Below are 24,030 nucleotides of genomic sequence, written 5' to 3'. Positions count from 1 at the left end.
GATAGCGACTGTGGAAGCACTAATGATGCCAAGTATCCCGATCAGACGGCGCCCAATACCCGCTGCAAGCCCGCCAAAACAGTCAACAACCCTGCCCGTTGAGCGTCACTCAAAGGAATGTAGCGACGAAACGCCGGCATGCGGTTGACCACCTCGCTGCCGCCGATGTGTTCCAGCCGCACCTGCCATTGATGCCCGCTCAACGCGATGTGCAGGCGCTTGAAGTCGAGCCCCATCAGCGCTTGATGCAGGCTGAGGTCGTCGTTCAAAGCCGCCTCGAGCCTAGCGAGTAAAGCCGGCTCTCCCGAGCGTTGCCGACACGCCAGCCCCGTGCGTCGAATCGACCCGCGGTGGTGCAGCTCAAAGCGTGCACTGCCCTGCTCTGTGGCGGGCACCGTAAGCATGAATTCGGTCATGACCAGGTGCATCAGCAGTTGCGATTCGGTGCGTTCGGCAACGTCCACCTGCAGGCCGGTATCGTCCAAGCGAAACGCTGCACGGGCAGGCCCGGTCGAGGCGAAACTCGCCAGCCCGAGGTTACGCCTAACATATTCAAGCGTGCCCCCCGGCCGGTAACCGGCCGGCGCCCGTTGGGCACTGAACAGCTCAGACAGCTTTTGCAGCCTGCTCGAGATAAGCGTTGTGAACGTTACCAGGCTCATGAGAAAACTCCTTGGCCAGCACTTCTTCGACCGAAGCGGGCTTGAATGGATTGACCTTCTGCACCACCAATGTCCAGAACAACGCGTAGGCCGCCGTGATCCCGAGCATTACCCCGAAAGGCACATAAATATCCGCCGGGTTCATGCCCGGCGGGGTGATGAACCACATGCCCAGCAAGATGCCGACGCTGGAAAGAATCTGCGGCAACGGGAACAACGGCGACCGATAAGCCCGTGGCAGGTCAGGACGACGAATACGCAGGATAACCACCGACAGCGTCACCAGCAGGTAAGAAAAACTCCACGCACACACGGCGGCCAGCACCAGGTGCATGATGTTGTCGGTGTTGCCGCCGAGCCACAGCGCATACAGGCACGGAATCAGCATCGCCACCAGGATGCACAACAGCGGCGTCTTGAAGCGCGGATGCAAGTAAGTGAACACCTTGGGCAGCGCGCCATCCACCGCCATGCCGTAGAGAATCCGTGGCACGCCCGCCATCAGCGTGTTGATGGTGGCGGCGCCGGCGAACAGAAAGCCAAGGCCCAGCCACAACGGGCCAATATCCCCCATGACCTGCTCGGCAAAGCGGGGAATCGCCATGGGCGTGTCTAACAAGTGCACGCCGGTGGCGGCATCCAGCAGTACGTTTTCCACCTGGCGCTTCATCGCGGCGCCGTAGATGAACATGCAGGTGGCCACGCTCAACAAGCCGAAAATCATCGCCTTGGGCATCACCTTGGCCGAATTGCGCAGGTCCGGCGCCAGCGGCGTGACGAACTCGCAGCCGACGAACATGAACATCGCCATGCCCACCAGCGACAGAATGGTGATCAGGTCGGTGCCCACCAGCGACACGCCGAACCAACCCTCGAGCTGCACCGCCGGCGCCGCGATCAGGCCCATCACGCCAAACACCATCAGCGTGGTCCACATGCCGAAGGTCAGGATGATCTCGGCCCTGCCAAAGGCGCTGACGCCAAAGGCATTCAGAATGCCGAATACCACCACAAACCCCACCCCCAGCAACCACGAACCGCCGGCAGACTCCGCCAGGGTGTTGAGGTGCTCGAAGTTCACCAGGGCCATGACCCCGGACAGAATCGTCTCCGCCGTCCCGGCAAACACATGCACGATCAGGTACGCCGACAAGGTGCCGGTAATGGCAAAGAAACGGCCCATGCCGCAGTTGATGTAGTCGTAGACCGAGCCGGTGGTCGGCAGGATTGAGGCGGCTTCGGCAAAGGTGGTCGCCTGGGCCAGCATCATCACCACCGCGATCAGCATGGCCACCGCGAACGCGCTGCCGCCGATGCCGAAGCCCATGGTCGCGGTGAGAATCACCGGGCTGGCCATGATCAGGCCGATGGTGCTGGCCAGCGCGGTCGGAAACCCGACGCTGCCCCGTTTCAAATGCTGTGTGAGCCGGTCATTGATCGACATGGTACGGATCCTCGAAAGCGGATTTCTGAGTGGATGCATCGAGCCGTACAAGGAGCCGGCGATAAAGCCCTCCCCAGCCAGTCCCTGATCGAAACGGCATCGTGCGCAAAATCACTGTGCGCCTCACACGCGCTGATCGTCTTGCCCATGTCTGCCGTCGCTTTTGCAGCTGCCTGCCAAGGCCTATGGCTTGGCGGGCAGGATCAATTACGTGGCACGCAGGTGAAAGACTTACCCCGCTGCGGATCATCTTAATGCGTCCTCGACCTATTGGCTGTCCAACCACGCTGGGGAACGTAACAATGGAGCACACACAAAGAACACGCAGGTTGTCCAAGGCCGTCGGCCTAGGTATCGCACTGTTGGTCGGCCACTCTTCGGCCCAGGCCTATGCGCTGTATGCCGACGATGACACGCACCTGAACGCGGACTTCCTGGCCGTATACGGGATGTTCAACAGCCGTCACAACTACGATGGCACGCCGGGCGGCTCGACCTGGCGCGAAGGGTTCATCAAGTATGGGTTGAGCGGCGATCAGGGCCTGGCCGGTAACGGCACCGCGTACGGCGCGCTCAATTGGGTCAGCTCCGGCACCTGGGGCGACGGCGACGCGGCGGGCAACACCGATGGCAGCGAGCGCACGACCAAAATCGAAGACGCCTACCTGGGGTGGCGTTCGGCTGACCTGTTTCCGGCGCTGGGCAAGGACGGTGTGGACTTTTCCCTCGGCCGCCAGGTGGTCAAGATCGGACGAGGGTTCCTGATCAACGACGACGGCCCCAACCTGGGCAACGGCCCGGCGGACGGTGCGTTGAATCGCGGTGGCGCCTACTACCTCGCGGCACGTCACGCGTTCGACCGCACCGCCGTGTTGCGCCTGGGTGGGCAAGAGGGGCTGCACGGCTCGGTGCTGTGGCTCAAGTCGGATAACCGTGCCCAGGCTGAAACCGAGCTGGCGGCGGGCACCCTCGACTACACGGGTGCCGCCGGTACGCTGGGGTTGACCTGGGTTCATGGCATAAGCGTCACCGACCAGTGGGCCAGCGATTTCCAGAAACAGCGCGAGGGCCTGAACACTTACAGCCTGCGCGGCGAAGGCAGCGCGGGCATCGACAACGCCAGCTTCGCTTTCGAATACGCCTGGCAAGACAAGGATGCAGGACCGCAAAAAGCCTGGTACGCCGAAGCCGGCTACATCTTCGCCGATATCGGCTGGGCGCCGAAGTTGACCTACCGCTACACACGCTACTCACAAAAATGGGACCCGCTGTTCACCGGACTCAGCACCGGTTACGGCACTTGGTTCCAGGGCGAAGTGGCCTCCAATTATGCCGGCCCGTTCAACAGCAACACCGGTGTGCATCACGTCGGTCTCAAAGCGACACCGCTGGAGAACCTGACGGTCGGCGCGTTGTACTTCGACTTCACTACCTTGCGCAAAAACGATGCATTGAACCTGGATGCCCGTGAGCTGGACCTGTACGCCGAGTGGGCAGTCAACAGCCACCTGATCATCAGCCCGCTGGTGGGCATTTATCAACCCAAGAAGGATGCCGACACCGGGGGTAACCAGGTGGGCGGCAATGGCACCAACCTCTATAGCCAACTGACCGTGGCCGTGCCTTTCTGAAGGCCTTCAGGAGCTGCGCGATGCAGCTCCCTCGCCACAGGTTCAGGGTTCATCTTCCAGGTGGTCAGCAGTGGCTGATCAGTTGCTTCAATACCGTCTTGAAGGTTTCGATCTGGTCCTGGCTGAACTCGGCGAATACTTTCTCCTGTTGCTCACGGGCGATGGCCCAGAGGTCTTCGGTCTGTTCGATACCGGCCGACGTCAAATAGACGCCGTCGTCGTCGGCCACCAGCCCTTTGCGCTTGAGGTTGGCCACGGCGTCCTCGATTTCCCGCACCGGCATCGCCACTTCCCGCAACAATTCACTGGCACTCAGCCGTGCGTCGTTCTCCAGCACCATCAGCATCCGCGCCTCGTTGGTGCGCAGGCCGGTGGACAATTGCCGGGGCTGATAGCTGGACTGGTAGGCGCGTACCGCCTGGGTCATCAGGTAATACAGGTTGTGACTCAAGCGCCCCTGAAAATGACTGCTGGGCGGTTGCCCTTCGTCGCGCTGGGTCATGCGGGTATGGGGCAAGACCATCGAATAAGCGCCCTGATGATAAAGCAGCGGCGCACGGCCGAAATCATCGAAGGCCACGACCTTGCCGATCATGATCCAATGGTCGCCGCCGTCCACCTGCTGGTATTTCTCGCAGTGAAACCGCGCCGAGCAATCGGCGAACACCGGCGCCCCGCCCTGCCCCGACTGGTACTCGATCGCGGCGAAACGGTCGTCCTTGGGCCGGGCAAAATTGTTCGAGAGGTCGATCTGGTCAGCGGCCAGCACGTTGACCGCAAAATGGCTGGCCTGCTCGAACACGCCGTGGCTGCTCGAGCGTTTGTCGATACTCCACAACACCAGCGGTGGGTCCAGGGACACCGAGTTGAAACTGTTGGCGGTGACGCCCACCTTGCGGCCAGAGGCATCTGCGGCAGTCACCACGGTCACGCCCGTGGCAAAGTTGCCCAGGGCCCGGCGAAAGGCGCGTGGGTCAAAGGTCGATTCAGACATGCAAGACTCCCGGACTGCGTCAGGCGCAGCCCTGATGGTTGTTATCAAAACGCCGGTTCAGATCATGCTCGGGTCGGGTTCCAGGCCCATCAGCTCGCGGCCGAGGATCTGCGCGCACACGTCGTAGTCGGTGTAGGCATGGGCGCCGGTCATGTGCGAATCGCGGAACAGGCGTTGCATTTCGTTGTGTTCGAACCAGGCATTGCCGCCGGCGGCTTCGAACAGGCGGTCCACCGCCTGGATGCACATCTTGGTGGCGTAAGCCTGGTTGGTGCGCCAGAACGCCAGGGTTTCGCGGCTGGGATAACGCTGCTGCTCACTGTGTTCGGCGTGTTCGTTCCAGGTTTTTTCGAGAAAGGCACGCGCGGCGGCGACCTGGTGAGTCGACTCGGCCAGGCGCATCAACGCCGGGGTGGCGGCACCGACGGCGGCACCGGTGTAGGCACGCACGCGGGTCTTGGTTTTTTCGCGGAACACCTCGAGCATCCGCTCGGCAACACCCAGGCTGACCGTGGAAAAACCACTGGCAAAATAAGGCCGGTAGGGCGAGTAGAAAATCTTGCTGTCGGGGTACAAACCAAAGCCGGCGGACTTGCCTTCCATCATGTCCTTGGCCTTCTGGATGCGGTGTTCGGGCACCCGGACCTTGTCGATGATCAACGTCTTGGTGCCGCTGCCTTTCATGCCTGCCGCAAACCAGTCATCGCGTATCTGATAATCGCTGCGCGGCAGCACCGCGAAGCAGTAATCCTGAGTGCCCTGTGCATTGTTGCGGCGAAACCCCACGATCGCCCACTCAGCGTGATCACAGCCGCTGCTCCAGCCCATTTCGCCGCTGAACAACACCCCGCCGTCGACTTCCTCGGTGCGCCCGAACGGCGCAATGCTGCTACTGGCCGTGGCATTCGGGTCGGTGCCCCAGACCTCCTGCTGCAACTGGGCCGAGAACAGCGCCAATTGATGGCTGTGGGTACACAGCAGGCTCATGGCCCAGGCGGTGCTGGCGCAGGCCCCGGCGAGCAAGGCGATGCAGTCGGCAAACTGTGGCAATGACAACTCCATGCCGCCGAACGCTTTGGGTTGAAAGGCGCGGTGCAGCCCGATGCTTTTGAGCAGTGCGATATTTTCGGCAGGCACCTTGCGGTCCTGCTCGGCCATGAACGCGTTGGCCGCAATGGTCGGCAAGATGGACGTGAGGTCTTCGAGGAGCGGGTTTGGCTTTTTCATGGATGGCCCTGCTTATTATTGGATGTCCAGGCCACTGGTGAAATCGAGAAGTGGCGCCGGATGCAGGGCCAGTATGGTGCGAGCCTGGCTGGCGGAACATGCACCTTCCAGAGTCAAGATTGTACTTTTCATAGCCTTAACGTGATCAGCCGAACGCAGGCGCTGGCAGCCACAGACATGTCGCTCGGCAGCCACAGTCAAGCCCGGTGCGGTCACTGGGATTACGCTCGAGCTTTGCAATGTCTGCCACCAGGAAACCCCCATGAGCGATATTCCACTGCTGCCCCACGTTGAAGCCTTCCTCAGTCGACACCATGCGCTGTTCATCGACGGCGGCTACGTCCAGAGTCATTCCAGCCAGACAGTAGAGGTGATCAACCCGGCGACCGGCCAGGTCATCGCCCAAGTCGCCGACGCCGACCCGGTCGATATCGATGCGGCCGTGGCCTCGGCGCGGCGCGGCTTCAAACGGTGGTCACAAGCAGCTCCGGCAACGCGTGGCGCCGTGCTGTTCAAACTCGCCGACCTGCTGGAGCAGCATCGCGAAGAACTGGCGCAGATCGAAACCTGCCAATCGGGCAAGATCATCCAGATTGCCCGAGCCTTCGAAGTCGACCAGGCCGCGCACTTCCTGCGTTACTACGCCGGCTGGGCCACCAAGATCAGCGGCCAGACCATCACCCCGTCACTGCCCTCCTTCGCCGGTGAGCGCTATACCGCTTTCACCCTGCGCGAGCCCGTCGGTGTGGTGGTCGGCATCGTGCCGTGGAATTTCTCGACCATGATTGCCATCTGGAAACTCGCCTCGGCGCTGGTGACCGGTTGCAGCATCATCATCAAACCCAGCGAATTTACACCGCTGACCATCCTGCGCATTGCCGAGCTGGCGATTGAAGCCGGTCTTCCCGCCGGGGCGCTGAACGTCTTGACCGGGGGCGGCTCGGTAGGCAAAGGCCTGATCGAACACCCTGGCACCAACAAAGTGTCGTTTACCGGCTCCGTGCCGACCGGGGTTGCGGTGGGCCAGAGTGCCATGGGCGCCGGTCTGACGCGGGCCACCCTTGAGCTGGGCGGGAAAAACTCGGCCGGGTTCCTGCGCGATGTGGCGCTGGATAAGGCTGTCAGCGGCATCATCGAAGCGGGCTTTCTGCACTCCGGGCAAATCTGCGCGGCGGCCGAACGGTTCTTCGTGCATCGCTCGCAGATCGACGCGGTCATGGCCAAACTGGCGCAGCGCTTGAGCGCGCTGAATATTGGCTCGCCCTTGGATGAGCGCACCGAATTCGGCCCGGTCACTCACCGCCAGCATCAACTCAAACTCGGCGAGTTCTTCGCCAAGGCCCGCGCCGAAAACAACACCATCATTCACGGTGGCCACTTGATCGACCGTCCGGGTTGCTACGTCGAGCCGACGATCATCCTCGCCAACAGCGTCAACGACACCTTGCTCAACGAAGAAACATTCGGCCCCATTGCAACCTTCTTCCCCTACGACACTGAAGACGAACTGCTGGCATTGATGAACAACACGCCCTACGGCTTGAGCGCCAGCCTCTGGACCAACGACCTGGGCAAGGCCCTGCGCATGGTGCCCGCCATCGAAGCCGGCACGGTGTGGGTGAACATGCACACGATGCTGGACCCGGCGGTGCCGTTTGGCGGCAACAAATCCTCGGGCATTGGCCGGGAGTTCGGCAGCGCATTCATTGAGGATTACACCGAGCTGAAGTCGGTGATGATTCGCTACTGAGCCCACCTCAATATTTTTCGACTGACAGGGGGCAGCGGGTGCAGCTCTGGCGATAAAACACCGCTAAAGTGATTGCTGTCTCACATAAGGAATTGACAGATGTTCATTGGACGACTCGCCAAGCTGACCGGCTGCACCCCGAAAGCCATTCGACTGTACGAGCAACTAGGCCTGATCAACGCGCCGGAACGTGAGGGGCGGTATCGCCTCTACAACGCTCACCACCTGGAAATCGTCCACCTCATACGCAAGGCGCAAGTGGCCGGGTTCAAGCTGGCCGAGATGAACCCGCTGATTGCCGCAAAAAACACGTTGAAATCCTTTCCGCTGGCATTGGCCAACCAGGCCGTCGACGACAAGCGCCGGCAGGTCCAGGACAAAATCACCGAACTGCAGGCGCTTGATCTTCACTTGATTGGACTCAAACGCGAGATGAACTCAATGTTTGCGCCTCGTCCTGACGCGGGTCTTGATAAGGTTGATGCGCCTGTCTGTGCAGATAAGCAAACGCTTGCTTCAACGCCACTTCAGGCGGCCGAGGGTTGAAACCCAATTCGTTTTTCGCCTTGGTGATGGTGTATTCCTGCGCCACGTTGTGAAACAGGCGCACCTGGCTCAAAAGCAGCTGAGCGGACTTGCCACCCCATTGCGCCCGGCGCTCCTGGAGCCAGGCCACACCCAGCAGTAACCAGCGTGGGGCTGAGACAGGCTGGCGATACCCAGGCGCTTGGGTGTTGGCAGCCTCGATCAAATCGCTGAGCGGCGACGAACGCTCATTGGCGAGGATATAGCGCTGCCCTGGCCGGCCCTTTTCGGCGGCGAGTATCATCCCGTCGGCCACATCGCGAACATCCACGAAGTTGAAACGAAATCCCGGGTCAAAAGGCATCTGCCGCTGCCGAACGGATTGAAGAAACCCCATGGTATCCGTGAGGTAGCCGGCATTGGGGCCGACCATGGCCGAAGGCAATACCGACACCATGCTCAACCCCAACGCCTCCGCACAGTGCCAGGCCGCCTGCTCGGAGAGAATCTTCGATGTGTAGTAGGCGTTTTCGCTTTCCGTATTCCAGTGTGCCTCATCCAGCGCCGTACCATCATGACCGACGGCGGCCACCGAACTGACGTAGACCACACGCCGTACACCTGCCCGTGAAGCAGCTTCCAGCACACGTCGCGCGCCCTGGATATTCGGCTCGACAATCTCGGCCTGCGGGTTGCGCGCCCAGTGCCTGAACACGGCGGCCGATTGAAACAGCACCTCTACGCCCTCCAATGCCTTGTCCAGGGCCGCACTGTCCTGCAACTCGGCATACACCAATTCGCAGTCCAGCCCGGCAAAGGGCGTGTGATTACTGAGGTCACGAACGCCGGCTCGAACCCGATAGCCTTGGCTGATCAGCGCGCGCACTAAATTATTACCCAGGTGGCCGTTGGCCCCCGTCACCAGACATAAACCTTTCACAGCAGCTCCTTTTGTCAGCGCGCCAGCGTGGGCGCTTGAAAAAAGGGTACGAGGTGTCCCATGGGACAGAGTCAAGTCATTCAGTGCTCGGAAGATCAACCCGACTGTGGATCCATTATTTTTAGAATGGCCGATAATCGCCCTATTAATAACCGTAAAAAGATTGACCTACTAACCTTCACGCCATTTAATGGATCCATTAAATAAAAATAATCCATTGCCTGGAGAGTCGTCATGTACCCCAAGAACACGTGGTATGTCGCCTGCACCCCCAATGAAATCGCGCAAAAGCCCCTGGGTCGACAGATCTGCGGCGAAAAAATGGTGTTTTATCGTGGCCAGGAAGGCGCCGTCGTGGCCGTGGAGGACTTCTGCCCCCATCGTGGCGCGCCGCTCTCGCTGGGCTATGTCGACAACGGCAACCTGGTCTGCGGCTATCACGGCCTGGTCATGGGCGGCGACGGCAAGACGGTGGAAATGCCCGGTCAGCGGGTGCGTGGTTTTCCCTGCAACAAGACCTTTGCCGTGGTTGAGCGTTACGGCTTCATCTGGGTGTGGCCCGGCGATCAGAGCCAGGCCGACCCGGCACTGATCCACCACTTGGAATGGGCCGTGAGCGATGAGTGGGCCTATGGCGGCGGGCTGTTTGATATCCAGTGCGATTACCGCCTGATGATCGACAACCTGATGGACCTGACCCACGAAACCTACGTGCATGCCTCCAGCATCGGCCAGAAGGAAATCGACGAAGCGCCGCCCGTCACCACGGTGCAAGGCGATGAAGTCGTCACCGCACGGCACATGGAAAACATCATGGCTCCGCCGTTCTGGCGCATGGCTTTACGCGGCAACAACCTTGCCGATGACGTGCCGGTGGACCGCTGGCAGATCTGCCGCTTCACCCCACCCAGCCATGTGCTGATCGAAGTCGGCGTGGCCCATGCCGGCAAGGGTGGCTACAACGCCGCTCCCGAACACAAGGCTGCGAGTATCGTGGTCGACTTCATCACCCCGCAAACCGATACCTCCATCTGGTACTTCTGGGGCATGGCGCGCAACTTCAACCCGCAGGATGAGGCACTGACCGCCAGCATTCGCGAAGGCCAGGGCAAGATTTTCAGCGAAGACCTGGAGATGCTCGAGCGCCAGCAGCAGAACCTGCTGGCTCACCCGGAACGCACCCTGCTCAAGCTGAATATCGATGCGGGCGGTGTGCAGTCGCGCAAGATCCTGGAGCGACTGATTGCCAAGGAACGCGCCCTCGAACCGCAACTGATCACGACCACCACCGCCTGAACAACACGATAACTCTGCGAGGACTGAACATGATCGATGTGGTGGTGGTATCCCGTAACACCGAAGCCCAGGACATTTGCAGCTATGAACTGGCCAGTGTCGATGGCCAGCCGCTGCCGACCTTCAGTGCTGGTGCGCACATTGACGTGCACCTGCCCGATGGGGTGATCCGGCAATATTCCCTGTGCAATCACCCCGAAGAACGTCATCGCTACCTGATCGGCGTGCTCAAGGACCCTGCCTCCCGGGGCGGCTCGCGCAGCCTGCACGAGCAGGTTCACGAGGGCACGCGCCTGGCGATCAGCGAACCACGCAACCTGTTCCCCCTGGCCCACGACGCGCGCCGCAGCCTGCTGTTTGCCGGCGGCATCGGCATCACCCCGATCCTGTGCATGGCCGAACGCCTGGCCCACGCGGGTACCGACTTCGAACTGCATTACTGCGCCCGCTCCAGTGAGCGTGCGGCGTTTGTGCAGAGGCTCAAGGCGTCGCCGTTTGCCGAACGGGTGTTCCTGCATTTCGATGAGCAGCCGCACACGGCCTTGAATGCTGCCGAGGTGCTGGCGACGCCCGCAGACGACGTGCACCTGTATGTCTGCGGCCCTGGCGGGTTCATGCAGCATGTGCTCGACAGCGCACGCGCACAGGGCTGGCAGGAAGACTGTCTGCACCGCGAATACTTTAGCGCGACACCAATGGACAGCAGCCTCGACGGCGGCTTTTCGGTGAAGCTCGGCAGCAGCGGCCAGGTCTTTGAAATCCCCGCCGACAAGACCGTGGTCCAGGTTCTGGAAAGCCATGGCATCGAGATTGCCGTGTCCTGCGAACAGGGGATTTGCGGCACCTGCCTGACCCGTGTGCTCGACGGCATCCCGGAACACCGCGACCTGTTCATGACCGAGCAGGAGCAGGCCCTCAATGACCAGTTCACCCCCTGCTGCTCGCGCTCGAAAACCCCGCTGTTGGTGCTCGATATCTGAGCCCCGTCATGTGCTGGGCAAGATGACCTTCATGCGCGCATCGGCGGTGGCCGAACTGAAGATCTCGGCATAACGCAAGGTGGCATTGGCGTGTTCGCGCATGATGGCTTCGGCCCGAGCGCCCTGGCGATTGACCAGGGCGTCGAACACCGAATGGTGTTGCAGGTGGGCATAGTTGAAGCGCCGGTATTCACGGGCCATGTCGTCGCGATCCACCGCCAACGCGGTCACCGATGCAAACGGCAGGTGATCATTGCGCGCCAGCGCATCGGCGATCGCCGGGTTGTGGCTGCCTTCGACGATGACTTGATGAAAGCGCATGTTCAGGTCGTGATAAACCTCAAGGTCATCCTCGGTCACGTAACCTTTTTCGAACAGTTGATCGCCCTCCACCAGGCAGCGTTCAAGCACCCTGCGCGCCTCGTCGGACAACCCCCGCTCGGCAGTTTGACGCGCCGCCAAGCCCTCGAGCACACCACGCACTTCGACCGCGCCGGCAATGTCGCTGGGGCTGACCGAGCGCACCTGATAGCCGCGCCCGCCGAATGGCACCAGCAGCCCTTCCTGCTCGAGGGTACGAAAGGCCATGCGCACGGGCATGCGCGACACGCCGAACAGCTGCGCCGTAGGAATCTCCATCAAGCGCTCGCCCGCCGCCAGCTCCCCGCTGGCGATCATCTTGCGCAGTGCAACCAGCACCAATTGACCGGGTTTACTCATCCAGGCAACTTCCAGAACACGTGGGCTGCCATAGTACCGCAAGCGTCTAGTCAGTACCGCAAGCACCTGGCCGCGTCAGATGAACGCCAGCGCTGCCCGTGCCCCGTCTATGGCGCCCAGGTGCTGCGCCAGCCGCGACGGCAGGTAATCGAAAAAGAACCCGGCGCTTTGCAGCTTGGCGGCACGCAAGGGATCATCGTCGGGCAGTGCCCTGGAGACCCGCGCGGCACGCGCCCAGGCAAAGGCCAGCAACGCGACGCCACAGAGCTGGAGGAAGTCCGGCGCCGCCCGATAGGGGTATTCACTGTCCTCGTGCGCGCGTTCACGTATGGCGCTCACCACACGGGCCAACGCGTCGCACAGGCTACCCAACGCACCGCAAAAGCCTGCGCATTCGACAGACTGTCCGCCCTGCCCGGCCTCGGCGCGAAACGCGTCCAGCAGCAGGCCGAAGGCGCGGCCCTCATCCCCCAGCACTTTGCGCAGCAACAGGTCATTGGCCTGGATCTCATTACTGCCCTCGTAGATCATCGCGATACGGCTGTCACGCAGGGTTTGCTCGATGGCGAACTCGGTGACGTAGCCGTAACCGCCGAACACCTGCAGCGCATGGCTGGCCTGCCGAAAACCCTGTTCGGTGAAAAACGCCTTGATGATGGGCGTCAGCAACGGCGCCAACTGCGCGGCCGACGAGTCGGGGTCATGCTCGGCCTGATCCAGCAGGTGCGCCGCCCAATAGCCGATGGCGCGCATGCCCTCGCTGGTGGTGCGCAGCTCCAGCAACACGCGGCGCATGGCCGGGTGGTAACGGATCGGGTCAGCCGCCTGGGCGACCACCTCTTCCGGCCTTGACGGCGCACGCATCTGCAAGCGTTCGGCGGCGTACTGGCGGGCGTTCTGCCAAGCCGCCTCGACATGCCCCAAGCCTTGCAGGCCGACATGCAGGCGCGCCGAATTCATCATCACAAACATCGCCGCCAGACCGCGATTGGTCGCGCCGATCAGCCAGCCTTGGGCACCGTCGAATACCAGCGAGCACGTCGCGCTGCCCTTGATGCCCATCTTGTGTTCAATGCCGTCACACCGCACGCCATTGGGCTGGCCATCGTCCAGCTGCTTGGGCACCAGGAACAGTGAAATGCCACGGCTGCCCGGCGGCGCATCGGGCACGCGCGCGAGCACCAGGTGCAGGATGTTGGCCGTGAGGTCGTGCTCGCCACCGGAGATAAATATTTTGCTGCCGCTCAGGCGATAGCTGCCATCCGCCTGGGGCTCGGCGCGACAGCGCAGCAAGCCGACGTCGCTGCCGGCCTGGGGTTCGGTCAGGCACATGGTGGGCAAGGTCTGGCCGCTGACAATCTCGGGCAAATAGCGCGCCTGCAGCCAGGGGGCGGCGTGGGCCTTGAGGCACAGGTACGCGCCGTGGGCGATGCCGGTGTACATGGCCCAGGCGTGATTGCTGGCGTAGAGCATCTCTTGCAGCGCCGCCTCGAGCAGTTGCGGCAAGCCCTGCCCGCCCGCCGCCTCGGCGCACGCCAGCGCGGGCCAGCCACCCTCGACATAGGCGCGATAGGCCTCGACGAAGCCGTCCGGGGTGCTGACCTGGCCCGCCTGCCACCGGCAGCCCTGGCGGTCACCCTGGCTGTTCAACGGCGCCAGCACGCCCTGACTGAAGCGCGCCGCCTCTTCCAGCACCTGGAGCGCGAGCGGCAGGTCCAGGGCCTCGAACGCCGGGCTGCGGCGCCACGTGTCGGGTGCCTGCAACCAGTGCTCAAGCACAAACTGCATATCGCGCAAAGGCGCCTCATAGCTCCACATCGGCACACCTCATCGACTAAAAATCGTGCGCTTCAAGCGCGATAGGCGGGGTTTTCGATCAACAACGCCATGCCCTGCCCGCCGCCCACACACGCGGCGGCAATCCCGTAGCGCAGGTGGTGCTGGCGTAATTGCCGGGCCAGGGTCATGACCAGGCGCAGGCCGGTGGCGGCCAGCGGATGCCCCAGCGCGAGGGCGCCGCCCTGGACGTTGAGCCGGGCGCTGTCCAGTTCCAATTCCTGAGCCACCGCGAGCACCTGGGCGGCCTGGGCTTCGTTGATCTCGAAACGGCCGATGTCGTCCAGGCTCAACCCGCTGCGTTGCAGCAGCAGGCGAATTGCCGGTGCCGGACCGATGCCCATGAACTCCGGGGCCACCCCCACCACTGCGCTGGCCAGCAGCCGCGCCAGGGGCGCACGCGTGCAGGCCGAGGCGCGGCCCACCAGGGCGGCCGCCGCGCCATCGACCATCGCGCAACTGTTGCCGGCGGTTTGTACACCGTCGGCATGCACGGCGTGCAGACGCGCCAAGGCCGCCAGGTCGGTGGGCCGTGGGTGGCTGTCGGCGCTGACGGCACTGGCGCGGCGTGCCAGGCTGATCCCTCTGGGCTGATAGCCCTCAAGCGCGAACACCTGGTGATCGACCGTGACGATTTCTTCAGCCCAGGCGCCGTCACGTTGTGCCTGCAAGGCGCGCTGATGGCTGTCGCAGGCGTAGCGGTCCACCGCCTCGCGGCTCAAGCCATAACGGCGCGCGAGGTTGTCGGCCGTGGCGATCATGTCCAGGCCCGGGGCCGGGTCGTACAGCGCTTCCCAGAGAAAATCCTTGAACTGCACTTCGCCGCCGAGACGAAAGCCGCCCCGGTGGGTGTAGGCGGCAATCGGGTTGCGCGACATCGACTCACTGGCCACGCACAGGGCCAGTTGCACCTCGTCACGCAGCTGCTCGGCGGCCTGGCGCAACAGCTCGAAACCGGTGGCGCAGATGCGCTGCACCCCCAGCGCGGGCACCGATTGCGCCACCCCGCTGTACAAACCGATATGCCGTGGCAGCAAGTAGGCATCGAAGCTGGCCTGGGCCATGGAGCCGGCCAGTACGCTGTCCACCGCCCCAGGCTCGATGCCGGCTCGCGCCAGCACTTCGCGGCCCACCTTGATCCCCAAATCGATGGGCGACACCTGGGACAGCGCGCCGCCAAGGTCGACCCACGGGGTGCGCACCGCCTCGAAAATCGCCGCGTCGGCAAACGCCGAATACTGCCCGGCGCCGCTCAAGGCTTGGGCCCGGCGCGCAGGATGGTCGGGTCTTCACCGCGATACAACGCCTCGACCCTCGCCGCGCGCCATTGCAACACCGCACGCTGGTTGATCGAGCCTTTGTCGGTGATTTCCCCACGGTCGATGGACGCCGGCTCATCCAGCACGGCAATCCACTCCAAGCGACTGGCATTGCCGGTGGCCTCGCGATTGAGCCGCTGCAACCAGTCACCGAACCACTCGCGCACCGGCGCGCTGGCCAGCACCTCGGCGTCACTGGCGTCGGTGCTCAAGCCCGCCAGCCGGCGACACTCGTAGAGCCTGGGGAACACCAGGGCACCCAGGCATTCGCGGTCCGGCGCGGCAATCACCAGGTCCTGCACATAAGGCGAGCCTTCGAGCACCGCACGATTGCGCAGCGGCCCAACGCTGACAAACACGCCTGAGGAGAGCTTGAAGTCCTCGGCAATGCGTCCATCGAACATCAGCCCCAGTTGCGGTTGCTGCGGGTCGGCGAGCTTGATCGCGTCGCCCGAACAATAGAAACCCAGTTCGTCGAACACCTCGGCGGTCTGCTCGGGCGCCCGCCAGTAACCGGGCATGATGTGCGGCCCGCGAAAGCGTCCCTCGAATTTGCCGTCCAGCGGCACCAGGCGCACCTCACAGCCCGGTGCGGGCAACCCGATATACCCGGCCATCGACAGCGGCCCGGTGGTAAAGGTGCAGGACGGCGCGGCTTCGGTCATGCCCAACCCGGCCATCATGCGGATACGTTCACCGCAGTGCCGCTCGGCCACGCGGTCGAGGCGGTCCCAGATACTTTGCGACAGGCCGGCGGCGGCGAAGAAGAACAGTTTCATCCGCGCGAAAAAGCGCTCGCGCAACTCAGCGTCCTGCTCCAGGGCGTTGACCAGTTCTTCCCAGCCCTTGGGCACCGTCAGGTAGGCCGTGGGCGACACGTCCTTGAGGTTGCGCAGGGTCTCGGCAAAGCCCTGGACCGTCGGCTTGCCGTCGTCGAGGTAAAACGTACCGCCGTTGTAGAGCACAATGCCGACGTTGTGGCTGCCGCCGAAGGTGTGGTTCCACGGCAGCCAGTCGACCAGTACCGGCGGTTCCTCACCGAACACCGGGAACGTCTGCAGCAGCATCTGCTGATTGGCGCAGAGCATGCGTTGGGTGGTGACGACCGCTTTGGGCAACTTGGTGGAGCCCGAGGTAAAGAGAAACTTAGCGATGCTGTCGGGGCCGGTGGCCTTGAACGCCGCTTCGGCCTCAGCGCCACCCGGCGTTTGCAGCAGGCTGGCGAAGCTGGCCTGAGTGCGCCCCGGCGCGTGGCCGCGCACGCTGATCAACGGGGTCTCGGCCGGCAATACGGCGTCGATTGCGCGTTGGTAAGCAGACGCGTCGCTGACGAACACCAAGCCCGGTTGCAGCAGGTTGCACACATGCCGCAGCTTGGCGAAATCCTGGGACAACAATGAATACGCCGGCGACACCGGGCAGTAAGGGATTCCGGCATACATCGCGCCGAGAGCCACCTGCAGATGCTCGATGTCGTTGCCAGACAGTAATGCCAGCGGTTTGTCCGCCGAGAGGCCGTAACGCAGCAGGCCCTGGGCAATCGCGCGCACGCTGTCGAGCATTTCCCTGTAGCTGACACGACGCCAATCACCACCGGCCTGGCGTGCGGCGATAAATGTTTGCTCGGGCCGTACCTGGGCCCAATGCACCAAACGATCGAGCAAGCGTGCCGGTAATTCACCCAGCGGCTCCAGGGAACGCATGTGCAGCACGCCCTGTTCTTCAGTGACCTGCACCGGCGCGTGGCCGATGGACACCTCGCGGTATCGCGGCGTGGGCTGGGGTTGCGGTCGGAATTCGGAACTCACAAGGATGTCCTCCATCAAGGCGGATCAACGCCGCCTTGTTATTGTTATGTCGCCGCGCCTTGCTCAGATCGGGTAATGCCGCGGCCCGTTCTGCAAGGTGACCCAACGCAATTGCGTAAAGTGTTCAATCGAAGCCTTGCCGCCAAAGCTGCCGTAGCCGCTGGACTTGACCCCGCCAAACGGCATCTGCGCCTCGTCGTGCACGGTCGGGCCGTTGATATGGCAAATGCCCGACTCCACCCGTTGCGCCAGGGCCAGCGCACGCCCGGTGTCGCGACTGAAGATCGCCGCCGACAGGCCGAACTCAGAGTCGTTGGCCAGACGCAGCAGGGCTTCGTCTCCATCACCGCGCAACAGCACCGCCACCGGGCCGAAGGACTCTTCGCGGTACAAACGCATGTGTTCGGTGACGCCATCGATCAGGGTCGGCTGCAGGATACTGCCGTCCAATTGGCCGCCCACCACCAGCCGTGCACCTTTGGCGAGGGCATCGTCGATCAAGGCCTTGATGCGCGTGCCGGCACGGGCGTCCACCAGCGACCCCAGCACTGAATCCGCCGCCTCGGGGTTGCCCGCGCGCAGGGTCGCGACCTTGGCCGCCAGCTTGGCGGTGAACGCATCGGCGACCTTGGCATCGACAATCAAGCGTTCGGTGGACATGCAAATCTGCCCCTGGTTGAAGTAGGCACCAAATGCTGCCGCCGCCACTGCTGCATCGAGGTCGGCGTCGTCGAGCACCAGCAACGGCGCCTTGCCGCCCAACTCCAACAGCGCCGGTTTGAGGTGACGCGCCGAGAGTTCGCCGACAATCCGCCCCACGTGGGTCGAGCCCGTGAAGTTGACCCGGCGCACGGCCGGGTTGGCGATCAGCCGCTCGACAATCGCGGCGGCATCCTCTGGCGCATTGCTGATCACGTTGACCACGCCATCGCCCAGCCCGGCGTCCTGCAGCACTTGGCCAATCAGGCGGTGCACCGCCGGGCTCAATTCCGAGGCCTTGAGCACCACGGTATTGCCGCAGGCCAGCGGCATGGCGATAGCCCGCGTGGCGAGGATGACCGGGGCATTCCACGGCGCGATGCCCAGCACCACGCCGCAGGGCTGACGCAGGGCCATGGCGAAACTGCCGGGGACATCGGAGGGAATGACGTCGCCGGTGATCTGGGTGGTCATCGACGCGGCTTCGCGGAGCATATTGGCCGCCAGGCGCACGTTGAAGCCGTACCAGTTGGCCATGGCGCCGGTCTCACCGGCAGCAGCGATAAATTCCGCGCTGCGCGCCTGCAATTGCTCGGCCGCCTTGAGCAAACGGGTGCGGCGCTCGTTGGGGGCCAGCGCTGCCCAGGTGGGGAACGCGGCTTGAGCGGCGGCGACGGCGGCGTCGGCATCTTCCAGGGTCGCTGCGGCGACCCGCGAGACGACTTCACCGGTCACCGGGTTGCGGCGCTCGAAGGTTCGACCGTCGCGGGCGGCGCACGACTGGCCGCCGATCAACAGGGGCACGTCCAGCATGGTGATTCCTCTTTATTGTCTTTATCGGGAATACGTTCAAGCGGGGTACAGCGGCGCGGCCAGGCGGCCGCGCCCTTCAGCGTTTATACGCCTGCAGGCCAGGCTTGATGCTCTTGTCGTCGAGGAACTGTTTCATGCCCTGCTCGCGACCGCCTTCGGTGTCGAGCAGGCGCGACTGATCGAGCTTGGCGTAGAGGTAATCCTCGTTCTGCTCCCAGGTCAGTTCGCGGCAGCGCTTGAAGCCATGCTTGGCCGCGCGCAGCACCACCGGGTTTTTCTCGAGCAGGTTGCGCGCCAGTTCGATGGTCACTTCGCGCAGTTGCGCCAGGGGCACGCTTTCGTTGACCAGGCCCATTTCGGCGGCTTTCTGCCCGCCGAAGGTCTTGCCGGTCATGATGTAGTACAGGGATTGGCGATGGCCCACGGTGTCGGCCATGGCTTTGCTCACCAAGTTGCCCGGCGGGATGCCCCAGTTGATTTCCGAGAGGCCGAAGGTGGCTTCGTCAGCGCAGATCGCCAGGTCGCACGCCACCAGTGGGCTGAAGCCGCCGCCGAAGCACCAGCCATTGACCATGGCGATGGTCGGCTTGGCATACATGCGCAGCAGTTTCCATTGCCATTGCGAGGCTTCGCGGCGAATTTTTTCCTGGAGGATCTCCGGCCCGGCATCCACTTCGCGGAAGTATTCCTTGAGGTCCATGCCGGCCGTCCAGGCTTCGCCGGCACCGGTCAGTACCAGTACGCCGGCGGCAGGATCCTGCTCCAGGGTTTCCAGTACGTCGATCATTTCCCGGTTCAGGGTCGGGCTCATGGCGTTGCGTTTTTCCGGACGGTTGAGGATGACCCAGGCGATGCCTTCCTCGATCTCAACCTTGACTGTGGTCCAACGGCCTTCGTAATTGCTCATGGCGGTACGCTCTTGTTCTGGTGTGAAGATGAGTCGAAATTAAACTGCAAATATAGTTATGTCAATTAACTATTAATCTGGATAACCAATATTTTTCCGGTGTAAAACCTGCGTTTTTCTGGTGTTTTGAAACGTCGGCATAGCCAGGGCTCGCCAACCTCGGCAAACTAGATAGCCTTCTTAACCTCCATCTCTTGAGGATTGCACTGTTAATGGCCAAGCCTTCCAACATCGCCGCCCCCAGCCCGGCCCTGCCCGACAACGAGGAGGTGCGGCCGCCGCTGGATTCAGCCCTGGACGATCTGATCGGTTACGCCATGCGCCGCGCCCAGCTCAAGCTGTTCCAGAACCTGATCGGCCGGCTGTCGGACCACGACCTGCGTCCCGCGCAGTTCTCGGCCCTGGCGATCATCGAGCAGAACCCTGGGCTGATGCAGGCCGACCTGGCCCGTGCCCTGGCGATTGAGCCGCCCCAGGTGGTGCCCCTGCTGAACAAGCTGGAGAGCCGCGCCCTCGCCGTGCGGGTCCGCTGCAAGCCCGACAAACGCTCCTACGGGATCTTCCTCAGCAAGACCGGCGAAACCCTGCTCAAAGCGCTCAAGGAAATCGCCGCCCAGAGCGACCAGGACGCCACGGCCGCCCTGGACAGCCAGGAACGTGAAGAACTGCTGCGCTTGCTCAAGAAGGTCTACCAGGACTGATCGGCCTACCAGAGCGCCACGGTGTAGAGCACCAGGAAGCGGGTCTGGTTTTCGTCGCGAAAGGCTGCGCCGCTGGGGAAGTCATTGCGGTAGATCGACTTGCGCGCCATGAACCCGACGTTCTTCAGCGGGCCGCTCTGAATCACGTAGCCCAACTCCATCTGGAACTCGCGTTCCTTGCGATCCTCGGCGTTGAAAGCCGCCAATTCGATGTTGTCGCCGCGCACATAGCGCAGCCGGCTCTTCAACCCCGGCACACCCGCTGCGGCGAAATCGTAGTCATAGATGGCCTGCCAGGTGCGCTCCTTGGCGTTGAGAAAGTCCGAACTCATGGTCAGCTCGCTCATGCCCATCAACTCGGTGCCGGAAATATAGGGCGTGGCGGTCTCGCCGCTTGAATGCATGTAGCCAAGGCTCACGCGGTGGCCGCCCAGGCGGTAACCAAACAGCGCCGAGAGGTTGCGGTTATCCACGTTCCCGGCCTTGGCACTGCCGTCCTCGCGGCTGAAGAAGCTGCGCAGGTCACTGGTGAGCACGCCATCCCCCACCGGCAGGTTATGCAGCAACGCCAGGGTGTCCTGCTGGTAGAGGTCCGCGACCTGCGAGTGATAAACGCGCAGGCTGAGGTCTTTGTTGACCTGGTAGTCACCGCCGACGTAAGCCAGGTGCGAGGTGGTGGCGGTGGCATTGAAACGCCGGTTGGGCGAGGCCACGGTCATGGCCTGGTAGTCCGTGGAGTCGCGCTTGTTGATACGGTCGATATAGCCGGTGTTGAGGGTCAGGCCCTCGATGTCCTTGGAACTCAGGGTGGTGCCGCGAAAGGTCTGCGGCAGCAGGCGCGACGGGCTGGCGAAGGCGAACGGCAGGAAGATCGACACATCACCCGCCTTCACCGTGGTTTGGGCAAACCGCAGCTTGGCGGTCGGGGCCAGGCGCGCGTATTCATCGGCGGCACGCTTGTCGCTGGCCGACACCGGCAACAACTCGGTGCCGCTGCGGTCCGGTGACGAGTCGAGCTTGACCCCCATCAACCCACGCACATCCAGGCCAAAGCCGACTGGGCCTGGGGTGTATCCCGATTCCAGGTTGAGGATGAACGCCTGGGCCCATTCCCGTGCGGCCGTCTTCGCACCGTCGTCCTTGTAGTCACGGTCCAGGTAGTAATTGCGCAGGGTCAAGGTACCGTGGCTGTCGTCGATAAAGCCTGCCGCCCACAACGGGGTGGTGGGCAGCACGCTCAAGGCCAGCGACGCCAGCAGCAGGCGTGGAAGGTTGTTCGACACACAGGAGACTGACGCAGCCGCAACGGCGTCCTCCATCGGGAGTTCTGGCATGTTCGATGTCCATTTTTTGTTGTTGTTTTTGGGGTGTCACACGCTCGGCCCAGTCGGCTTTGCGAGCCAAGAATGGAAACAGCCGAGGGCGCTCGTCAACTGCAACTGAGCGATAATCGAACATTAATAAAACTATCTATTTTTCAGCTTCATATGGATCTTAATCATAACCACATGTTTTTGATCGATTTATTCTTATTTTTTAAGGTTTTTTATCCGCGATTCATTTTTTAGTTATCTTTGTTATCTTAATCGCCAGCAGCCACTGAAGCTCGCCATCCCCATAAAAACAACAATGAGGTTTGCCCATGGACAGTCCATCGCGTCGTTCGACGCTGACTATTGCGTTGTGCTTTATCGTTGCGCTGATCGAGGGGTTCGATCTGCAAGCCGCCGGCACCGCCGCCGCCGGGTTACGTCAAACGTTCGCCCTGGACCCGAAGATGCTCGGCTGGGTCTTCAGCGTCGGCATCATTGGCCTGCTGCCGGGGGCGTTCTTCGGCGGTTGGGTCGCCGACCGCATCGGGCGTAAGAAAATCCTGGTGATGGCGGTGCTGCTGTTCGGGGTGTTTTCCCTGAGCACCGCGTTTGTCGACAGCTACTCGGGCCTGTTGCTGGTGCGCTTCCTGACCGGCCTGGGGCTGGGCGCGGCACTGCCCAACCTGATCGCCCTGTGCGCCGAAGCGGTCAGTGAGCACAAGCGCGGCACCGCCATCAGCGTGATGTACTGCGGCGTACCGCTGGGTGGCGCCTTGGCTGCCGTGGTAGCGATGTTTTCCAGTGAACACTGGCAAACCACCTTTATCATCGGCGGCCTGGCGCCCTTGCTGGCCGTGCCGCTGATGATCCTGTTACTGCCTGAATCCAGCGCCTTTCGCCAACAGCGCGACAACACCCCCGGCGCCCGCCCTTCCACGTCCCAGGCGCTGTTCGGCGAGGGTCGCGCGCGCACCACACTGGCGTTGTGGCTCAGCTACTTCTTCACCCTGACCGTGATGTACATGCTGCTCAACTGGCTGCCGTCGCTGTTGCTGGAACAAGGCTTCAGTAAACCCCAGGCGGGCATGGTGCAGATGCTCTTCAATATCGGCGGCGCCCTGGGTTCACTGCTTGGCGGCGTGCTACTGGACCGCTGCAATGCCGTCAAAGTGGTGTTGTGCGTGTACGCCGGGTTGCTGGCGGCCCTCGCGGGCGTGGGACTCTCAGTGGGCATCGTGCCCATGGCGATTGCCGGCTTTGCCGCCGGCTTGTTCGTCATGGCCGCGCAGTTGGTGCTGTACGCGTCGGCACCGCCCTCCTACCCCACCTCGGTACGCGCCACCGGCGTCGGTGCCGCGGTAGCCGTCGGCCGCCTGGGTTCGGTGGCCGGGCCGCTGGCGGCCGGCCAACTGCTCGCAGCCGGCGCCGGCACTGCGGGGGTCCTGTTGGCGACCTCCCCCGGGGTGGTGATTGCCGCGCTGACCATCATCAGCGTGATGGTGCGGGCCGCACCACCTAGAACTTGTGCAGCCAATTGAGCACCAGTTTGTTGCCCTGGGTGCGGTTCTCAGCCTGCTGCTCAAAGTAGGCGTTCACCGACAGCACGTTTTCCTTGTTGAAGGCATAGACCAGGCCTGGGCCCATGGCCCAGACCTTTTCCCGCCGCCCACTCACGTCGTGCCCATCGACCTGGGTGTCGGTGATCTGCTTCAACCAGTAGCCATTCACCCCCACGCTCAGTTGTTGGTTCAAGGCATATTGCAGCGTCAGGTTGGCATGCAAGGCCTGGCCGGCCTGGGTATCGGAAACATCCCCGAAGCCTGCCTGTGGATCATCGTTCTTGCCGTTCCACAGGTACATGAAACGCCCGCTCGCCGACCATTTCGGGTTGAACCAGTACGTCGCCGCATAATACGGGTTGAATGACCAGAAGTTGCTGCCGGGGTTGATCGAGCGATTGCGGTTATAGGCCCCCACCGGCACCGACACATCGGCCTCGACGCGCTGGGTCAACAGCGGGCTGCCATCGGCCCGGCTCAGGGTCGGCAGTTGCAGGAAGGCGCCAAGCGTCACGTCGCCAAAGCCTTCACGAGCACTCAACGCGGCGTTATGCAAACCATCATCGACATCCACATGGGCCAGCGAGGTGTTGATCAAGGTGAAGCCGGGCATGGCGCCATTGGCCAAAGGATGACCGAGGTAGATGATCTGCGTGGTCGGCGCCACCACTTCCAGATCCTGTTTGGGCAACGCCAGCTTGTGGCCGTTGGCGTCGTTGAAACGGCTGGCGCGGGAGTACGTCAGGTACTCCTCCAGGTACCAGCCAGGGCCGGCCGGTGCCGGTGAGCCGTCGTAGAAACTGGTGCTGCCCAGGTTGAGTCCGGGCAAATCGTAAGCGTGTGCAGTCGATGACAGTGCGACAAAGGTCATGGCCGCAACTGTCCGCAAGATAGGCTTGAGCATCT

19 protein-coding genes and 1 pseudogene are annotated in these 24,030 nt (G+C 62.7%); 7 read left to right on the top strand and 13 right to left on the bottom strand.

Annotation, left to right across the window (positions count from 1 at the left end; all coding sequences use genetic code 11):
• Positions 1–41 precede the first annotated feature (41 nt).
• Entirely contained in the window at positions 42–662 is a 621-nt protein-coding gene (locus tag QCBJ_RS19895) for a DUF3156 family protein (protein WP_102061418.1), read from the bottom strand.
• Complete coding sequence (locus QCBJ_RS19890; protein WP_012724449.1) at positions 607–2,106, bottom strand: APC family permease; 1,500 nt, start codon at positions 2,104–2,106, stop codon at positions 607–609. Before QCBJ_RS19890 ends, QCBJ_RS19895 begins: the two co-directional genes overlap by 56 nt.
• A 302-nt stretch (positions 2,107–2,408) precedes the next feature.
• Here QCBJ_RS19890 and QCBJ_RS19885 point away from each other — a divergent pair, with 302 nt between their 5' ends.
• A complete protein-coding gene (locus QCBJ_RS19885; protein WP_102061417.1) occupies positions 2,409–3,737 on the top strand; it encodes a hypothetical protein in 1,329 nt (442 codons plus the stop codon).
• Between the two features lie 64 nt (positions 3,738–3,801).
• Here QCBJ_RS19885 and QCBJ_RS19880 read toward each other — a convergent pair whose 3' ends face one another.
• Positions 3,802–4,731 (bottom strand): p-hydroxyphenylacetate 3-hydroxylase reductase component, encoded by a 930-nt coding sequence (locus QCBJ_RS19880; RefSeq protein ID WP_093545740.1) that lies wholly within the window; start codon positions 4,729–4,731, stop codon positions 3,802–3,804.
• A gap of 57 nt (positions 4,732–4,788) precedes the next feature.
• Positions 4,789–5,958 (bottom strand): p-hydroxyphenylacetate 3-hydroxylase oxygenase component, encoded by a 1,170-nt coding sequence (locus tag QCBJ_RS19875; RefSeq protein WP_093545743.1) that lies wholly within the window; start codon positions 5,956–5,958, stop codon positions 4,789–4,791.
• 262 nt (positions 5,959–6,220) lie between these two features.
• Here QCBJ_RS19875 and QCBJ_RS19865 point away from each other — a divergent pair, with 262 nt between their 5' ends.
• Entirely contained in the window at positions 6,221–7,708 is a 1,488-nt protein-coding gene (locus QCBJ_RS19865; RefSeq protein ID WP_102061416.1) for an aldehyde dehydrogenase family protein, read from the top strand.
• A gap of 99 nt (positions 7,709–7,807) precedes the next feature.
• Positions 7,808–8,116: pseudogene (locus QCBJ_RS19860) on the top strand (MerR family transcriptional regulator); the annotation flags it as partial.
• Between the two features lie 13 nt (positions 8,117–8,129).
• Here QCBJ_RS19860 and QCBJ_RS19855 read toward each other — a convergent pair.
• A complete protein-coding gene (locus tag QCBJ_RS19855) occupies positions 8,130–9,173 on the bottom strand; it encodes an NAD-dependent epimerase/dehydratase family protein (RefSeq protein ID WP_102061415.1) in 1,044 nt (347 codons plus the stop codon).
• Between the two features lie 234 nt (positions 9,174–9,407).
• On the opposite strand from QCBJ_RS19855, the gene QCBJ_RS19850 reads away from it, so the two are divergent.
• Entirely contained in the window at positions 9,408–10,469 is a 1,062-nt protein-coding gene (locus QCBJ_RS19850; RefSeq protein WP_102061414.1) for an aromatic ring-hydroxylating dioxygenase subunit alpha, read from the top strand.
• A 29-nt stretch (positions 10,470–10,498) separates the two neighbouring features.
• Complete coding sequence (locus QCBJ_RS19845) at positions 10,499–11,449, top strand: PDR/VanB family oxidoreductase (protein ID WP_102061413.1); 951 nt, start codon at positions 10,499–10,501, stop codon at positions 11,447–11,449.
• A gap of 6 nt (positions 11,450–11,455) precedes the next feature.
• On the opposite strand, the gene QCBJ_RS19840 is transcribed toward QCBJ_RS19845, so the two are convergent.
• The 6 genes from QCBJ_RS19840 to QCBJ_RS19815 all read right to left on the bottom strand — a co-directional run bounded on the left by QCBJ_RS19840 (position 11,456) and on the right by QCBJ_RS19815 (position 19,551).
• On the bottom strand, positions 11,456–12,169 hold the full coding sequence (locus tag QCBJ_RS19840; RefSeq protein WP_102061412.1) for a GntR family transcriptional regulator: 714 nt from the start codon (positions 12,167–12,169) through the stop codon (positions 11,456–11,458).
• Positions 12,170–12,244: 75 nt separating this feature from the next.
• On the bottom strand, positions 12,245–13,987 hold the full coding sequence (locus QCBJ_RS19835; protein ID WP_102061411.1) for an acyl-CoA dehydrogenase: 1,743 nt from the start codon (positions 13,985–13,987) through the stop codon (positions 12,245–12,247).
• A 32-nt stretch (positions 13,988–14,019) separates the two neighbouring features.
• Positions 14,020–15,261: a thiolase family protein gene (locus tag QCBJ_RS19830; protein ID WP_102061410.1), complete on the bottom strand. Its 1,242-nt coding sequence runs from the start codon at positions 15,259–15,261 to the stop codon at positions 14,020–14,022.
• Complete coding sequence (locus QCBJ_RS19825; protein WP_102061449.1) at positions 15,258–17,132, bottom strand: feruloyl-CoA synthase; 1,875 nt, start codon at positions 17,130–17,132, stop codon at positions 15,258–15,260. The genes QCBJ_RS19830 and QCBJ_RS19825 overlap by 4 nt, the downstream gene beginning before the upstream one ends.
• Before the next feature lie 63 nt (positions 17,133–17,195).
• The gene (locus tag QCBJ_RS19820) at positions 17,196–18,644 is read right to left on the bottom strand and encodes an aldehyde dehydrogenase (RefSeq protein ID WP_102061409.1); all 1,449 of its coding nucleotides are present in this window, start codon (positions 18,642–18,644) and stop codon (positions 17,196–17,198) included.
• Between the two features lie 76 nt (positions 18,645–18,720).
• Entirely contained in the window at positions 18,721–19,551 is an 831-nt protein-coding gene (locus QCBJ_RS19815) for a p-hydroxycinnamoyl CoA hydratase/lyase (protein ID WP_010567568.1), read from the bottom strand.
• A 212-nt stretch (positions 19,552–19,763) separates the two neighbouring features.
• On the opposite strand from QCBJ_RS19815, the gene QCBJ_RS19810 reads away from it, so the two are divergent.
• Positions 19,764–20,252: a MarR family winged helix-turn-helix transcriptional regulator gene (locus tag QCBJ_RS19810; RefSeq protein ID WP_012724462.1), complete on the top strand. Its 489-nt coding sequence runs from the start codon at positions 19,764–19,766 to the stop codon at positions 20,250–20,252.
• A 5-nt stretch (positions 20,253–20,257) separates the two neighbouring features.
• Here the strand turns inward: QCBJ_RS19810 and QCBJ_RS19805 are convergent, their stop codons facing one another.
• A complete protein-coding gene (locus tag QCBJ_RS19805; protein ID WP_102061408.1) occupies positions 20,258–21,586 on the bottom strand; it encodes an OprD family porin in 1,329 nt (442 codons plus the stop codon).
• 308 nt (positions 21,587–21,894) lie between these two features.
• On the opposite strand from QCBJ_RS19805, the gene mhpT reads away from it, so the two are divergent.
• Complete coding sequence (gene mhpT / locus QCBJ_RS19800) at positions 21,895–23,103, top strand: 3-(3-hydroxy-phenyl)propionate transporter MhpT (RefSeq protein WP_046036121.1); 1,209 nt, start codon at positions 21,895–21,897, stop codon at positions 23,101–23,103.
• Here mhpT and QCBJ_RS19795 read toward each other — a convergent pair.
• Positions 23,081–24,028, bottom strand: coding sequence for a transporter (locus tag QCBJ_RS19795; protein ID WP_102061407.1), 948 nt, complete (start codon positions 24,026–24,028; stop codon positions 23,081–23,083). The two genes, mhpT and QCBJ_RS19795, sit on opposite strands and share 23 nt — an antisense overlap.
• Positions 24,029–24,030 lie beyond the last annotated feature (2 nt).

Source organism: Pseudomonas sp. QC2, assembly GCF_002859085.1.
Taxonomy (GTDB): Bacteria; Pseudomonadota; Gammaproteobacteria; order Pseudomonadales; family Pseudomonadaceae; genus Aquipseudomonas; species Aquipseudomonas petroselini.
The sequence above is the reverse complement of the archived record's forward strand: the minus strand, read 5'-3'. Positions and strand labels throughout refer to the sequence as shown.